The organism is Blautia marasmi (assembly GCF_900258535.1).
Taxonomy (GTDB): domain Bacteria; phylum Bacillota; class Clostridia; order Lachnospirales; family Lachnospiraceae; genus Blautia; species Blautia hominis.
This window is the reverse complement of record NZ_OIWX01000001.1, coordinates 2,400,865-2,416,331: the sequence shown is the minus strand read 5'-3', so window position 1 is coordinate 2,416,331 and position 15,467 is coordinate 2,400,865. Positions and strand designations below refer to the sequence as shown.

14 protein-coding genes are annotated in these 15,467 nt (G+C 48.1%); 2 read left to right on the top strand and 12 right to left on the bottom strand.

The features are described from left to right. Positions 1-69: 69 nt before the first annotated feature. The 6 genes from C6P39_RS10445 to C6P39_RS27450 all read right to left on the bottom strand — a co-directional run bounded on the left by C6P39_RS10445 (position 70) and on the right by C6P39_RS27450 (position 5,983). A complete protein-coding gene (locus tag C6P39_RS10445) occupies positions 70-957 on the bottom strand; it encodes an AraC family transcriptional regulator (protein WP_334293903.1) in 888 nt (295 codons plus the stop codon). 110 nt (positions 958-1,067) lie between these two features. Then, a complete protein-coding gene (locus C6P39_RS10440; RefSeq protein ID WP_104803748.1) occupies positions 1,068-2,213 on the bottom strand; it encodes a glycoside hydrolase family 88 protein in 1,146 nt (381 codons plus the stop codon). 167 nt (positions 2,214-2,380) lie between these two features. After that, positions 2,381-3,943 carry an extracellular solute-binding protein gene (locus C6P39_RS10435; RefSeq protein WP_104803747.1) on the bottom strand — a complete coding sequence of 521 codons (1,563 nt, stop codon included), beginning with the start codon at positions 3,941-3,943 and terminating at the stop codon, positions 2,381-2,383. Positions 3,944-3,966: 23 nt separating this feature from the next. Continuing rightward, positions 3,967-4,866: a carbohydrate ABC transporter permease gene (locus tag C6P39_RS10430; protein WP_104803746.1), complete on the bottom strand. Its 900-nt coding sequence runs from the start codon at positions 4,864-4,866 to the stop codon at positions 3,967-3,969. Positions 4,867-4,878: 12 nt separating this feature from the next. Continuing rightward, a complete protein-coding gene (locus C6P39_RS10425; protein WP_242987008.1) occupies positions 4,879-5,823 on the bottom strand; it encodes an ABC transporter permease in 945 nt (314 codons plus the stop codon). Continuing rightward, positions 5,777-5,983: a hypothetical protein gene (locus C6P39_RS27450; protein ID WP_158661525.1), complete on the bottom strand. Its 207-nt coding sequence runs from the start codon at positions 5,981-5,983 to the stop codon at positions 5,777-5,779. The genes C6P39_RS10425 and C6P39_RS27450 overlap by 47 nt, the downstream gene beginning before the upstream one ends. 186 nt (positions 5,984-6,169) lie before the next feature. On the opposite strand from C6P39_RS27450, the gene C6P39_RS10420 reads away from it, so the two are divergent. Next, positions 6,170-8,410: a helix-turn-helix transcriptional regulator gene (locus C6P39_RS10420; RefSeq protein WP_104803745.1), complete on the top strand. Its 2,241-nt coding sequence runs from the start codon at positions 6,170-6,172 to the stop codon at positions 8,408-8,410. Between the two features lie 48 nt (positions 8,411-8,458). On the opposite strand, the gene C6P39_RS10415 is transcribed toward C6P39_RS10420, so the two are convergent. From C6P39_RS10415 to C6P39_RS10400, 4 genes are all read right to left on the bottom strand, one after another. Then, the gene (locus C6P39_RS10415) at positions 8,459-10,471 is read right to left on the bottom strand and encodes a DUF2264 domain-containing protein (RefSeq protein WP_104803744.1); all 2,013 of its coding nucleotides are present in this window, start codon (positions 10,469-10,471) and stop codon (positions 8,459-8,461) included. 147 nt (positions 10,472-10,618) lie between these two features. Beyond that, the gene (locus tag C6P39_RS10410; RefSeq protein WP_104803743.1) at positions 10,619-11,512 is read right to left on the bottom strand and encodes a sensor histidine kinase; all 894 of its coding nucleotides are present in this window, start codon (positions 11,510-11,512) and stop codon (positions 10,619-10,621) included. 19 nt (positions 11,513-11,531) lie between these two features. Then, positions 11,532-12,338 carry an ABC transporter permease gene (locus C6P39_RS10405; RefSeq protein WP_095175035.1) on the bottom strand — a complete coding sequence of 269 codons (807 nt, stop codon included), beginning with the start codon at positions 12,336-12,338 and terminating at the stop codon, positions 11,532-11,534. Then, a complete protein-coding gene (locus C6P39_RS10400; protein WP_104803742.1) occupies positions 12,331-13,251 on the bottom strand; it encodes an ABC transporter ATP-binding protein in 921 nt (306 codons plus the stop codon). The genes C6P39_RS10405 and C6P39_RS10400 overlap by 8 nt, the downstream gene beginning before the upstream one ends. Before the next feature lie 66 nt (positions 13,252-13,317). Here C6P39_RS10400 and C6P39_RS27445 point away from each other — a divergent pair, with 66 nt between their 5' ends. Next, positions 13,318-13,509: a hypothetical protein gene (locus C6P39_RS27445; protein ID WP_158661524.1), complete on the top strand. Its 192-nt coding sequence runs from the start codon at positions 13,318-13,320 to the stop codon at positions 13,507-13,509. On the opposite strand, the gene C6P39_RS10395 is transcribed toward C6P39_RS27445, so the two are convergent. Together C6P39_RS10395 and C6P39_RS10390 are read right to left on the bottom strand one after the other, a co-directional pair. Further along, positions 13,496-14,167, bottom strand: a complete 672-nt coding sequence (locus C6P39_RS10395; protein WP_095175037.1) for a response regulator transcription factor — start codon at positions 14,165-14,167, stop codon at positions 13,496-13,498. The two genes, C6P39_RS27445 and C6P39_RS10395, sit on opposite strands and share 14 nt — an antisense overlap. After that, a complete protein-coding gene (locus C6P39_RS10390) occupies positions 14,152-15,036 on the bottom strand; it encodes an AraC family transcriptional regulator (protein WP_104803741.1) in 885 nt (294 codons plus the stop codon). The genes C6P39_RS10395 and C6P39_RS10390 overlap by 16 nt, the downstream gene beginning before the upstream one ends. Between the last annotated feature and the right edge of the window lie 431 nt (positions 15,037-15,467).

The following is a 15,467-nucleotide window of genomic DNA, read 5'->3' as shown; positions in this document are numbered from 1 at the left end:
CTAAATCCTATCCCCGAATCGCAGAAAAAGGAATTCTCATTCACGTATAGCAGCAGCGGAATCGCTCCGCTACTCTTCAAAAGATAAATTCATAGGATGATCCGGAAATACTGCATCCACATTAAAATCGGTAGTTGGTGTATTGTGGTCAACTTCCTGAAAACTGACGTTATCCAGCCACACCTGCCCCTCACCGTACAATAATATTCCAATGTTAAGAATCGCCGCGTTCTCAGGCACATCCAGCACACAGGAATAATGGTTCCATTGGGTCGTTCCGGTGATCGGACGGTCCTGCATATTATCCAGTTTCAGTGTCTCACTAAAAGCAGTGTCGATCCGCATCCATAATCCGCACCACCCTGCAACATCCTGTGTTTTTACAAACCCGGAAAAACGCACTCTTTTCCCTAAAAACGCAGATGCGCTGAACTGCTGCATGATCGTGCCGAATTCACTCACTTCCCACTCCCCGGCAGTGGACTTTATCGTGACTGATCTGGTTCCCGTATTATAAACCTTGTCATCCATGCCCATCCGGTATTTATCGGGGGCAGTGCCTGTTACGATCCAATTTTTGATTTCTGTGTTATTCCCCATATTACCTCCTTCAATGACTAAATCCTTAATCGCTGACCGATATCTGCCCGGCGGAAGCTGATAGACACGTTTAAAGGCTCTCGTGAAAGCCTCCTGGGATTCAAAACAGAAAGTCACCGCAATATCAAGGATAGAAATACCCGTAGTGCGCAGAAGGACCGCGGCACCTGCTAATCTACGCTTTCTAATGTAATCATAAACAGGCATACCTGTTTCGCTTTGAAATACCCTGTGAAAATAAAACTTAGAAAAACCCGCTGCAGCCGCAATCTCATCCAGAGAAAGTTCTTCGCACAAGTTCATTTCGATATAGTTTAACGCATCCTGGATTTCCTTCTTATGTGTCAACCGCTTCACCTCCCAGCAAAAACAATTATAGCACAAAGTAGTTTCACAATTTTGATCATTTTTGCCCTTTTGGCACCGGATGATGCCTTTCACTTCCCTGTCAATACCTTATATCCTTCCTACCAGTACGTCTTCCACTGTTTTATCTTCCTGGTCAATGCCTCCAGATAAAAATAGTCCCCCCACAAATTGCATTCATCAACGCCCCTGTCCGCCACGCTGTTGAAGGGGCTGCTCTTTGCGTAAACACCGTGGAGGAGCAGCCCGTTTGCATCCTTGTCCGACAGAACTGCGTAATTGTCGATCAGGCTCTCCAGCATCCCCTCTGCCTTATTTCCATAGAAGGACTTTTCTTCCCCCTTCAGCCCCCCATTTTCACACATTTCCATTATCCCGCAGGCTGCAGCTGCGGCGGCAGAGGAATCTCTCGGCTCACTGCTGCCCTGCCAAAAGCTCAGGTCCCAATAGGGAACCATATCTTCGGGCAGGTGTTCAAGATAAAAATCTGTCACCTTCCTAAATAATTCCCTGCACAACTCGTCCCCGGTATACCGGTAAGCCAGCGCTGTACCGTATATTCCCCATGCCTGTCCCCTGGCCCAGGCGGAATCGTCCCTGTATCCCTGTGCGGTGACACCGCGCACAGGTTCCCCGGTCTCAGGACAAAAGAAGTAGGTGTGGTAAGTAGAATAATCCGGTCTCACAAGATTCCTGATACTGGTCCTTGTATGCCGGATGGCAATATCTCTGTACGTCTCTTTCCCCGTCACCTCAAAAGCCCAGTACAATAAAGGCAGATTGAGCAGACAATCTATGATCAGGCGGTAGTTATCCTCTGCACCCAGTTCTCCCCAAGCCTGGATAAACTCCCCTTTCTCCTGAAAACGGCTGATGAGCTGGTCTGCGGCCAGGATGGCTGCCTCTTTTGCCCTCTCATTTCCCGTAAGCTGATAGGCTGCCACACAGGAAGGAGTGTACAAAAATCCCATGTCATGATGTTCCACATCTATCTTCTTTTTTATCCTGTCATAAAAACTATTGACCTGTATCTCCGCTGACCTCCTGAAGCTCTCATCCCCTGTCAGTTCATAGGCCAGCCAGTAAGTCCCTGTGCAGAAACCAGTGGTCCATTCTACATTTTCTGTGATCGGATAAAAAAGTTTCTCACTGTTGGAACCGGGAAATTTGTATGTATACTCCTTCAGATTCCCTTTCAATATATCCACTGCCATCATGGCTGCATTCTGTAATTTTTCCTGTCTCATATATCCTCCTTCTGGTCATCCTTTCATAAAACTGCCGCAGAACAGCTCACCTCTGCAGGATACGGTTCCGGCTGCACAGCCAGAGACCACATCCCACGGAATGAACTATTCTGCGGCAGCATCCTCATCTATTCATTTGTATCCGTATCCACTGCCTCCGCAGTTTCCTATTTTGTTACTTTCACATAATTGTCATATGCTGTCTGCTGGATCTCAATCGCTTTTTCAATATCCCTATCCTTCAGTTCCTGAATAAACGCATCATATTCATCATCTATATTACTGGAACCTAAGATCCAGCTCTGAAGCTTCTCATATACAATGGGCTGGATTCCGGACATAATGCTCTTATATTCATCCATACCGTCTGTGCTCAGTTTCAGTTCCGGCAGTTTCGGCGCGCTGAACCACTCATCATGTGCATCGTACAGTTCATTTGCAGCCTTTCCTGCGTCATTCATAGTTGCATACTCATAGTCTGCTGCCTGGATATATCCCGCACGGTACTGGGAACCCAGGGAACGCAGATACTCTACCGGTGCCAGCCCGGAGTTAAATACTTCCTCTGTAAAGGCCTTCTCCCCGTTATCGTTTACAGTGTAAGTCTTGCCCTCGATTCCCCAGTTCATCAGGTCTGAACCTTCTTCCGTGAACATAAAATCCATGAATTCGATCGCACCCTCCGGGTCTTTGCACTGGGAGGAGATGCCCCATCCGCACTCTGCATAGCGGTAGTCACGTTCCTTCACATTTCCGTTCTGGTCCTTTAAAGGCGCGATCGCCACCATATTGAATCCCGGTATATCTGCGCCCAGAGAATCATTATAATTGCCTGTGCTGACCCAGTCATGGGTGAAGCCCCCTGTATTGTTGCTGAGCAGTGTATCCCTTGCTGACATACCTCTCGTGAAGATCTCCGGATCGATCAGGCCCTCTTTATACCACTGGGCCAGGTTCTTCACTGCTGTTTTATAATTGTCTGTCAGAGGTTCGTAAGTGATCTTTCCGTCACGGGGATAGAAGGAGGCACTGGAATCCCACAAGGCCAGGTACTCACCCATCTCTGTCTCAGCGGTAGCGGAACGGTCAAACAGAGGGATCTCATCTGCCTGTCCATTGCCGTTGGGATCCTCATTCTTGAATGCGGTAAGTACATCATGGAGTTCATCCACTGTTGTAGGAACCTCCAGCCCCAGTTTATCCAGCCAGTCCTGGCGGATCCAGTAGAACTGAGAGGACTTCAGCTCTTTTCCCAGTGGGATATTGTAGATATTTCCGTCCTCTGCAGTTGCCTGGTATTTCAGATTCGGGTCATTATCCAGCGCTTTTTTGATATTCGGCGCATGTTCCTCGATCAGGTCGTTCAGGGGAATCACGCCGCCGTCTTTGCCCAGTTTCTCGATATCTGTTGTCAGGTCACACGCAATGATATCTGCCAGCTGCCCCGATGCCACCATATTCTGGAATGCTGTGGCATAGTCAGAGTTGGAGGAGGCAACCACGCCTTTCAACTTCACGCCTGTCTTTTTCTCCACCTCTTTCCACACTTCCCAGTCTGAATTAAAAGGTGTACCTGACAGGAACATGAAGGCCGAGAATTCTTTACTTCCATCCTCTTTTGAAGCGGCCGCCTTCCCGGTCTCCTCTTTTCCGCATCCTGTTGTCCCAAATGCCAGGGATACGCCCAGAACTGCTGTCAGTAATAATGCTGTTATTTGTTTTCTTTTCATATCTGATAATCCTCCGTTTATGATCAGCCTTTGACACCGCCCACGGTGAGGCCTGATTTAAAATATTTTTGAATGAAAGGGAATACTATGATCATGGGCACAATCGCCAGTATGATCAATGCATATACCTGAGTCGTGGGTGACGTCAGGGATGCTTTTGTCACGATCGCAGCGTCAGACGGATTGAATACCCGCTCCACGATCAGTTTTTTCAGGAATACCTGCAGAGGTATCTTGCTGTCATCTTTTAAAAGCTGCATGGCCCAGAAGTATCCGTTCCATCTGCTGATTCCGTAAAATAATCCCACGGTGGCAAGTGCCGGTTTTGACAGCGGCAGATATATGTTCCAGAATACCCTGAAATGCCCCGCGCCGTCAATAAATGCAGCCTCCTCCAAAGCCTCCGGGACCTGCTCAAAAAAGCTCTTCATGATGATCAGGTTATAAGTCTCAATGGCAAATCCAAAGATGATCGCTGTCCTGGTATTCAGCAGTCCCAGATTGTTGAAGTTCATATAAGTAGGAATGATCCCAGCACTGAACCACATGGTAAAAACCGTGAACAACGTCAGTATCTTTCTTCCGATCAGATACTTCCTGGACAGAGCGTACGCCATGGTGGTGGTAAAGAACATATTTGCCATCAGTCCGAAGACAGTGTAAAAGATCGCATTTCCGTAGGAGGTCCACAGCCCGTCCCTCTTAAATACTGCCTCATAGCTGGCTGTGGTGAACTCCTTGATCTTCAGCAGCACATTCCCGTTTTCCACAAAAAAGGGCTTGCTGAAAGAAGAAATGAGTACATAATATATGGGATAAAGAGCAATAAAGGTAATCAGAACACCAAGAATGACCATCACAGCGTTGAATATCTTCTCTCCCAGCCCGATAACCTGCCCTTGTTTTATTTTATTTCCTGCCATCTTACTTCCCCCTTACCATAATGCGTTGTCGGAAATCTTCTTGCTGAATCGGTTTGCAAGAATGACCATGACGAATGCCACCACGGATTCAAACAGCCCTGCAGCCACAGACAGCCCGTAGTTTCCGTTTTCAAATGCCAGGCGGTAAGAATAGGTAGAGATAACATCCGCTGCCGAATAAGTTGCCGGCTGGTACAGAAGCAGGATCGCCTCATATCCCACCTTGATGATGCCTCCCAGTTTCAGGATCAGCATGGTCACTATGGTAGGTACAATGGCCGGAATGGTCACATGGGTGATTTTCTTCATCTTCCCAGCCCCGTCCACAGTGGCTGCCTCATAAAGCTGCGGGTCAATCCCCATGATGGCCGCTATGTACACAAGCGCATCGAATCCCGCATTCTGCCACAAGGTCATCAATGTGTATATCCCTTTAAAGTATTCCGGCTTTGTCATAAAGTAAACCGGGTCTACACCCATTTTCTGCAGCACCAGATTGATGACGCCTGTACTGGGTGACAGGAAGTTGATCACAATACCGCAGACTACCACCACAGATATAAAGTGTGTCAGCAGGGTGGACATCTGGGTCATCCTGCTGACGAACTTATTCTTCATCTCCGTCACACAGACAGCCAGCGCGATGGGCAGCGGAAAGCAGATCAGTAACTGCCAGAAAGAGATCATCAGGGTATTTTTCAGTACCCTTGGAAAATCCTTCCCCTTAAAAAATTCAATGAAGTTCTGCAGTCCCACAAAGGTACTGCCCTTGATTCCCTGGAATACATTGTAATCATAAAATGCAATCTTCAGCTCCGTCATAGGCCGGTATGCAAACAGAAGGTACCAGATAATGCCGGGAAGCAGCAAAAGGTATAATTCTTTGCCGGAAACCATTTTCTTTATGACATCAGAAAAATTTCTTTTCTTCTGTGTTTTTATTTGTTGTTTTGCCAATGTCCTCTTCTCTCTCCTTTCTTCCATATCGAAGCGCTTCGAGTCGATAGACCAACCTTAACGGATAATCTTTTAAAAGTAAATCATCAAATTTTCCGACCTCTTTTTCGCCTGTTTTTTGGAATACACAGTTTTCTTCCAATCCCTGTTTTTCAATCATCCCTCCGTTTTTGCTATATCACCATTTTTCAAAACATCACCATTTTATCCGAACCCTCATAAAATCAGGCGCTTTCACTTGAATAATCATCAAAATGCAATTATAATCTATACCTTGAGAGGCACAGCTTCTTTGCCTGAGGCATACATGATCCACAACAATCCCCATGAAAAGGAGGTCCCGCAAATGCTGAAACAGCCTTCCGGTATATACCACCAAAAATTAAAATTTATATTCATGCTCTTAGCCGCCGTGGTAACGCTGGTTCTTGCATCTGTCTCCGGAATTTTCCTGTCGCAGCATTGGGAGGAGTCTTACATAAGCTCCATCACTTTGTCCAGGACCATTCTGGAGGAGAAGAGCGCATCCTCCCTGAAGGAGATCTCCAACACCATGACAGACATCGTGAATGACTCCCTCATAAAAGACTGGTCTGTCTCAGAGGGCACACAGGACTTTTATCTCCTGTCCTCCCAGGCACAGAAAGCACTGCTGAAATATGCCGGTGCTGTGGACACCCGCTTTCAGGTATATCTGATCCTCAACAACGGACAGATTGATTTTGATGACCATACACACTCCACCGTCCTGTCCCCGGAGGGTTCCTTCTCCATGTCCGAATTCCTGGAGAAAAAGGACCTGGCTGAGAAAGACATGACCGATATACAGGACTATTTTGATAAAAAGATGTTCCCCTACGTGATTCCCCACTATGATGAGAAGGGGACACTGGACTCCCTCTATTATTTGATCAAAGGATATAAACAGCCCCGCACATGCATTTACATGGCAGATATCCCCATAAGCTCTCTTGTTGGCACCGCCACACCCAAAAATTATTGGATATCCAACACAGACGGGCTTTTCATCCCCAGTTCCCTGGATGAGGCGGATGTTTCCCTGTTTAAATCCCTGCAGAAAGAGATAGACCGAAACAGGAAGGTGGTTAAAAAGTCAGGTTACTATGTGGCAAATACCCGCCTTTTGTCCATGAACTGGGATATTTCATACCTCTATGACCGGTACAGCCTGAACGCGGCAAATATCTTCCTGTATCTGCTCTGCGTCCTTATTATTTTTGTGCTCCTCTGCGCTGTATTTTACTATGTGGCAAATCTTCTGTACCGGCCCCTTTATCAGGTCCTGCAGCTCCATATCAAAGAGGAGGCACAGCGCTATGATGAATTTGAGATCCTAAATGACAACCTGGCAAAGATGCAGAGCCTGAACCATAGCCTGCTGGCAACCAAGAAGACCACAAACGCCTTACTTGCACAGCAGTATTATCAGAATCTGCTCACAGATCCCAATGGTTATCTGGCACCTAAGGAGAAACCCTATTTTCCTGACAGCAGCCGTTTCTGCGTGGGGCTTATCTGCATTTCCCCCGACTCCGCCCATGCCCCGGATGACAGCAGCTTCTGCCAGCTTGAACTCTACAAAAACCTTATTTTCCAAAGCTGTGTGAAGAGGAAGGATGTGGTGTTCGTAAAGCTCTCCATGTACCGGTGCGCGCTTATCCTCATGTCAGACAGCCCCGAACATGCCAAATCCCTGGCTGCCCATGTAATGTCCGTTTACCCGGATGCGGAGGAGGAAGGCAAATACTGGGAGGAGCAGATTGTCCTCAGCTCTGTGAAGCAGGGCTTTGAAAACCTGCACCGCTGCTACCAGGAAACCCTGAAAATAGCGGAATACCTGCCCACACTTCCTCACGACAAGATCATCACACACGCACAGATCGCGGACTTGGATTCTTCCACCTACTCCTACCCTCTCTCTATGGAGAATAGACTGATCCAGGAAGTGACAGACGGACAAGAGCAGGCCCTAGGGCTGTTTGATGATCTGATCCGTGAGAATCTGGTGCATAAACGTCTGTCCATGGAGGTTCTGCAGAACTTTGTCTATGCCCTCATAGGCACCGTGAACCGCGTCTTCCAGGAGTTGAAGACCACCCCGGAGGAGTTTATCGGCCGCCCCATTGATTATGAGCACTGGTACACCCACTGGGCAGACTCCGTGACCATAACCGGTATCAAAACAGTCCTTTCGGAGATCATCAGGAAAAAGAACCGCCGCACCCATACCCAGGATAAAGCTGTCCTCTCCCGTATGCTGGACTATATACACCGGAACTATCGGGACAACATCATGCTCAACGACCTGGCAGACCAGTTTAATATATCGCCCAAATACTGCGGGATCCTTTTTAAGCAGCTCAGTGACAACAACTTTAAGGACTACCTGAACAATTACCGCATCAACCAGGCAAAAGCCCTGCTGGAAAAAGACCCTTCCCTCAAGACAAAAGACCTGAGCGCCATGACCGGATTCAACAGTTCCAATACCTTCATCCGGGTTTTCAGCAAATACACGGGACTGACACCCCAGAAATATGCGGAATATGTGATGGAGAAAAAATAAACCGCTGTACAGCAGCCCCTATCTGCGGCTGCTGTACAGCGGTCCTTTTTATAAACGCAGTCTGCCTTCCATGACCTCATAATCCACCTGCAGCACTCTGCCGGATCGTAAGGTGATCTCCACCGGACCTGTGCCCCCGCATTTCCCTGCGTCGGCAAACCCAATCCGCTCAATGGGAAACAGCTCTTCCTGTGTGAAGTCTCTCCCCTCCATGGTCAGGACAGCATAAATCATCATGTAAGGTCTGTACTCGTAGTATTCTTCTCTCCTGCACCTTCCGTACAGCAGGACACTCTTATTAGAAACAGCATTGACCCCCACTCTTTCTTTCCTCTCAATACTGTCAAATCCCCAATAATTTACAAAGGCCAGGCTCCTGTCCTGATTTTTCACGATCAGCGCCTCAGCATTTTCATCCGTTCTTCTCTCTGTCACGGTCTTTCCCTCCACGGGAAATCCATAGGCTCCCACGGTAAGGGTAAACGGCTTTTCATGTATCCTCATCCGGTCTGCATGCAGGATGCCGTTTGCCAGGGGAATATCCGCCAGATCCATGGAGGCCAGCCCCTGGAAATTATACCGGAACCCAAAATATTCCTGGCGGTAAAGCACCCCGTCTTTTTCTCCTGCGTACAGCATGATATTGGGGATCTGCACCTGCTCCTCCCGGTCATATCTCAGACTGTACTGCATGGCCTCCGCTCCCCGGTAGTCAAAGTCCTCCCATGGATAGCGGCTGTGGAATGCCAGACGGATGTATGCTTTGATATAATCATCCTCAGGGTGAAAGACATTTTTTGCCGTACAGAACTCTGCGGCCCCGTTGGCCCCCTGATGGAACGCCGCGATTCCGGGGCCGTCCATGATATAGGAAGCATAGGAATCTTCCGAAAGGGTTTCCCAGTCCCCATTGCTCTCCGTCTCCGTCCAGAAGGGATGCGCATCCGGAAGATTCAGGCAGAGAAAGGGATTTGCCATCCAAAATGGACTTTCCGCACAACTGTAATCCTGGAGCATAGGCGGGAATTGCCCATAAAACCCCAGGACGGGCACGCCATTTTCAAATACCTTTTCATTTTCAATGAACTGGAGCAGCGCACCGGAATTGATCCGCCTTGCCAATCCCGGCGCGACCCGGTGTTCCCTCAGGAAAAAGACGGAGGCAAACGGGGCAGAGGCCGCATTGCGGTAGATTCCGCTCCTCCCCCACATAGTCACATGGGCATCTCTGTCAAACATCCCCTCGTATGTTTCCAGTAAGCTGTTTGAATAGGTCTCAAATCGCTCCGCTATTTCCGGTTCCTTTTCATACCCATACCACACATTCCAGATCGCTGAATACACATGGAACGCCCAGGGGCTGTAGTAGTCAAACCGGTGCCCGTCTCTGTACCACCCGTCTCCGGCATAGTAGGAAAGGATGACCTGCGCATGGTCCTTCATCTTATTTTCATCTATCTCATACCCCTGGCTCCAAAGAAAACCCAGGATCAGCATATTGAACAGGCGCCAGTTGTGGGGAACCGTCCTTGCATTTCCAAATTCCAGCAGATACCCTGCTATTCTATCCCTTTCCTGCCGGGTATAGGTATCCCATATAATCTCTTTGCACTGCCACAGTCCGATGACTAGGGACGCGCACTCACAGGTATGCTGGAAACAGTGCTCCTTTTCACCTGACATTTCCTCCAGTTCCCTGTAAGAAAGCATATAATCCCCGGTTCCTTTTGTCACTGCGCGAAGGATATGTTCCCTGTAATAATCCTTAACGGAATACCCTGCTGTAACCGCATCCGGCCTGTTGTGAAGAAGGGGGGCAGCTATCAGAAAGCTCCGGGCCAGCCCTTCAAATCCGGCCGCATACTTTTTCCACTCCGGGCTTCCCTCATTGGGATAGCTGACTGTAAACTCCGTCCTCGGACAGTACACAGGCGTATCAAAATCCGTAATATTTGAAAATATCCCATCCAGCAGAAACTGTGCGGCATCTACCCAATGCCTTTTCGTCATTCCTGTGTAGGGACTCTTCTCATGATCTGGTGTATTGATCTTAAATCTCACGTTGTCCTCCTTGCCAAACCGGGGCCGCGGTCAGCTGCCCCGGTTCCTTTATTGTCTGCTCTAAGATAATAACACCAAACCAATTTTAATTTATTTTATTTCTTATACAAAATATTGCAAATTACATACGGAGCCATGCCCCGGGCGTCAAACCTCTTTGTCCGCCAGGGAAAACGTCAATTCTATATCCAGAAAGTTTCCATGGATCTCAGCTTTTACAGCTCCGCCCATCCTCCGCATCAACTCACTGACTATAGCCAGTCCCAGACCGGAAGACCCCTTTTTTCTGGAACTGTCAGCCTTGTAGAACCGTTCAAACATCTGATCCGGGTCAATGGCGGAAGGGTTCTCCACAGGATTTGAGAAGGTGATCCTGTCCCCTTTCTGGACAACACAAAGTCCCCCTGCGCCATGCAGGAGGGCATTATTGATCAGATTGCGGAATATCCGTCCCAGACTTTCCGGTGAAGCCAAAACAAGGAGCGATTCGTCATCGAATTGGATCTCCGGCTCCACCCCCTGCTCATCAAACACATGATACAGACCCACCATAGCGTCACACAGCACAGGATATACCGGGGTAGGGCCGCACTCTAAGACAAAATCCTCATTTGTGAGCTTTGTGTAGAGAAATAATTCTTCCAGCATCTCTTTCAGCTCATCAAGACGGCTTTGGACAATGGAGATATACCGCTTCTGGGTATCCATGTCCCGGCACTCCTCCAGCATCTGCAGGTACCCCGCAGCGCTGGTGAGGGGAGTACGGATATCATGCGCAATGTTGGATATGGTCTTCTTTAACTGTTTCTGAGATTTTTCATACCGGAAACGGCTGGCACGGAAGGTCCCGAGAAGGGTCTCAAGCCTCTGATAAAGCGCCATAAATTCCTTTGACCGGACCGAGGCAGACAGCTCGATCTGACTTCCGTCCTCAATAACGTCAAGCTGTCTCGTAAGCCGCACGATCTCCCGGCGGTAATGCAGCAATGTCAGAAACATTATAATAAGTAATATTATGAGCACCACGATCAGCAGAAGCATAAAACCCTCCTATCAGGAATCAGATATCCTTTTTTGATAAAATCACTTTTCCGGCCGCAGCATAGATGATACAGAAGACCGCTCCGACAATAACCGGACGAAGTGTAGATAACCCATCATATCCCAGCGGACATTCTGCAAGATTCATATACAGCGTATAGTTCATGATCTCCCCCGCACCGAAAAGGTTCAGAAGAGAGCTGACCAGCAGCACGACCAGCCCGCTGCACAGTATAAAAGCCCCGGCCACTCCAGCCGCCTTACTCCTGGTGATCATACAGATCATCAGTATAAGCGCGCTGAATCCATTAGAGACCATCCAGATGCAAAAAACATAAAACAGCATATCAACTGCCTTGTTATAGAAAAAGAACCCACCAAATACAGCGTTAAGACCCAGTGCTGTCAGAAATGTCACTGTGATGAAGAACAGGTTCACAAGGAAAAGGCAGACACTTTTGCTCAATATATAATCCCATTTATTCTCATGTACAGACAGGATATTCTTAATAAATCCACTGTCAAAATCCGTACAGATAAACAGCGCAGCCACGGTCCCTGATATAACCGGCAGTAATCCGCCGCTGACATTGGTCTGGTGAAACAGTTCCACAAGGGACGTGGAATTCAAAGACTCTTTGATATTTCCCGATGTGGCCGTGATGGTCATGCCATGTTTTATTAGAAATTCCCGCATCCCCGGGTCCTGGATCACATACATAAGTGTGTAGGTGAACACCGTTGTAAATACCAGGATACCAAGGCACACATAGGCCGCCTTCCCCCGGAACATCCTTCTGAGATCCATTCTGAGTAAATTAAGCATTTTTTGCACCTCCGTCCATAAGTTCAAGAAAATATTGTTCCAGGTCTATCTGATGAAGCCCGCAGGAAAACACTGTGACCCCGTTCTGCACAAGAAGTGTGGTAACTTTACCGCTGTCCAGATAATCATAGATATGGATCCTCCCCTGCGCAAATACCTCATAGGAAGCATCCGGAATGTTCTCCGCCAGCACTGCGGCCGCACGCTCTGCGTGTTCTACCTCAACAAGAAGGTAATCACGGCACTGCTCTTCCAGATCCTCTTTTGTCATCTGCCGAATGAGCTGCCCGTCCTTGATGATCCCGTATTGGGTGGCTATTTTGCTCAATTCTCCCAGGATATGGGAGCTGATGAGGATGGTCTTTCCTTCTTCTTTATTTAGTTTCAGCAGGCATTCCCTTATTTCGCGGATCCCCTCCGGGTCCAGACCGTTGATTGGCTCATCCAGGATCAAAAGGTCCGGATTGCCAAGAAGGGCCATTGCGATCCCCAGTCTCTGTTTCATGCCCATGGAGAACTGTTTAACCTTTTTATTTCCCGTATCCGCCATATTTATGAGCTTCAGGAAACGGTCCACGCTGTCCATATTCACCAGTCCCAGGCATTGGGCCTTCAGTATCATATTCTCCCTGGCTGTGCAGTTTGGAAAAAGGCCCGCATTCTCTATGAGCATTCCTACACGGCGTCTGGCAGTCTGGTCAGATACCGGAGAGCCGAATAATGAAATTTCTCCCTCCGTGGGATGTGCCAGGCCGCAGAGCATTTTCAGCGTTGTGGATTTTCCGGCGCCGTTTCGTCCGATAAATCCATAGATTTCCCCCTTCTTTACATTCATATCAATATGGTCCACAGCCGGCTTCTGCCCGTAAAATTTTGTTAAGCCGTGGGTTCTTACCGCATAATCTGTATTCATTCTGTCTCCTCTCTTAACTGTTCAGCACCCTCACAGTTACAGGCAAAAATCCATGCAGAATCGCCTTTGGCGATGGAATTTTTGCTTGGCCGTGGTACACTTTCTTACGGTCAGCGCAGTGAATACGCAGACCTGCTGAATAGTTACCTTCTCTCTTCTTTCCCTGCATTTTGTCTTGCAAAAGCAGTTCCTCTTTACAAACTCAAGTATAAAGGCATAGATTGTAAAAAACGAAAAGAAAAGGTTAAGAAAGTTTAAAGCCCATTCCCCAGACAGTCTGTATATACGAATCCGTCCCGCTCGGTTTCAGCTTGGAGCGGATATTGCTGATATGGACATTGATGGTCTTGTCCTCCACAAAATACTCCTCCTCCCAGGCATATTCATATATGAGCTGTTTTGTAAATACCTTCTTCGGATGCTTCATCAGCAGTTCAAGTATGCGGAATTCGTGCAGTGTCAGTTCCACGGGCTGACCGGCTGCCGTCATTTCCCGGGTCTCCGGGTCAAGTATCCAGTCTTTATAGTGCAGTTCTGTCTGGGCATCCGGCAGTTTTGAGGCAGGCAGGGAGCGGAGCTGTACCTGGACCCGTACAAGCAGTTCTTTTAGATCGAAGGGCTTGCAGATATAGTCATTAGCCCCTGCGGTAAGCAGTTCCACTTTGCTGTCCAGCTCATTTTTCGCGGAAAGGACAATGACCGGGACCTTTCCCGCAAACATTCTGATCAGCTCCTCACCTGTCATACCAGGGAGCATAAGATCCAGAAGGATCAGATCAAACTCTTCCATGGAGAATCTGAGAGAACCTTCACTCCCTGAAAATGCCTGTGTACACGCATATCCATTGCCGCTCAGATATTCTGAGACCATATTATTTATATTTGTATCGTCTTCAATGATCAGTATTTTTGCCACGAAACACTATCCTCCTCTTTCCTCCGGTATTTTCCGGGCGGTATACCGTATTTCTGTTTGAAACAGTATCCAAGATAATCCGCCGAAGAAAACCCGGTCCGCTCTGCTATCTCCTCCAGGGAATTTTCCTTCTCCTCAAGCATGCGGCATACAAGTTCAAGTTTATTTTCCATCTGCATCTGGCGGAAAGTCATGCCGTAATGGCTTTTCATCAGGCGCTGTACCTGGCGCACACTCAGCCCCAGCTCCTTTGCCAGCTTCTGGATCGTGATATGCACCGGGTCATCCAGAAAAATCCGCTCTATCTGCAGGTACTTTACCTCATCCGAGCAGGGAACATAGGTATCACCGGTATCCATGGTCCCTGTCTGGTACAGCCTTCCCAGAGAAATGAACAGCTCGCCGGCCAAAAAGGGCACCAGTGTCCGGTAACCCGGCGGTTTTTCCTGTATCTCGCTGATGATCCGCTTAAACGGCTCCCAAACCTCCCGTGGCCCCTCACCGATCCAGAATCGCTGGCTGAGAAGCTGTTCCAGCCATGCCTCTCTCTTTATATGGCTTTTACGGTTCTCCCCGCCCCCGCAGACCAGGGGAACCGTATAATACATTACGATCTCCCTCATAGGTTCCTCGGATATTGTGATCTGTTCATGGGCAATACCCGGTCCCGTCAGATAAAAAGTCCCTTTTTTCAGCGTATATTCATCTCTGCGAAGACGCAGCACGCCCTGTCCTGATTCTATATAATGGATCTCATAACTGGCAATACTGTGGGAATGCATTTTGATATGTCCGGTGTTTCCTCTTCCAACGGACACTATATGGAATTGGATGCCCTCAAGGCTAAGTTTATAATTTACATCCGCCATTGTTCTTCTCCTTTTGGGATATTTCCCGGAGTGTATCTGGACTTGCTCTCGGCAAGCGCTGCTAAGTATCCATTAAGACCGGGCTTCTGCTGCGCTGGTCCGAGATGCTGAGCAGTTATGTTCCCTATATTATACCGAATTGACAGAGATATGGAAACTATTTCTCTGTTTCCGGGACAGTTATTCTGGAAATGTTACTATTCAGCCTTCCGGCTTCACCGCAGCAAAAGCATGCACAGTTCTGCCCTTCAGGGTACAGACTCCACAAACCGCAGTCTGGCGCGTGACTGCCTCGGGATTACCTTGCAATTGCAAGACAACGCCTCGCGGGACAGTGGAAGGCTGAACTGTTACCTGGAAATAACGACATTTCGCTATAGAACTTGACGCTGCTCTGTCTTCTTATTTGCTTATCACTGTTTTACAATAAT